Here is a 381-nt window from a genome sequence, read left to right as displayed (position 1 = left end):
ACTAAGGACCAATGGAGGTCAGACATGGGCGTCTTCTTCAAGTGGCAAGGTGAAGTGGTGTGGGATCCGTCGCCCAGACTGGCCCGTCTATTTCTTGCCCAGGTTCGAGCTTTAGAAAATGCAGTGGAACTACAGAGTGGAATTGGCGAAGTGGTCGCTGATGAGGTGGAAATCAATCCTTTACTGCTCAGCCCGTTTGTCTCAGCACTAATGAACGAACTAGATTCCGAAACGAGCAATGCAACTAAGACATTGTTCGCTGGTCCGTTTTCAATATCGCATGGAATTCTTCTGGCTTGCGAGCCAGGTTCGACCTCTCCTATGCGCGGAGATACGGAACGTCTTGCGCGCCGAGGTCAATTACTGGTGTCGGGGCAATCG

At 51.4% G+C, this 381-nt stretch carries 1 protein-coding gene; it reads left to right on the top strand.

The window, feature by feature from the left end; all coding sequences use genetic code 11:
• Positions 1–24 precede the first annotated feature (24 nt).
• Positions 25–381 (top strand): DUF6086 family protein (locus tag D7X99_RS42590; protein ID WP_147476440.1); only part of this gene is annotated, 357 nt, incomplete at its 3' end.

It is taken from the genome of Corallococcus sp. AB032C (assembly GCF_003668935.1).
In the GTDB taxonomy this organism is placed as follows: domain Bacteria; phylum Myxococcota; class Myxococcia; order Myxococcales; family Myxococcaceae; genus Corallococcus; species Corallococcus exiguus.
The sequence above is the reverse complement of the archived record's forward strand: the minus strand, read 5'-3'. Positions and strand labels throughout refer to the sequence as shown.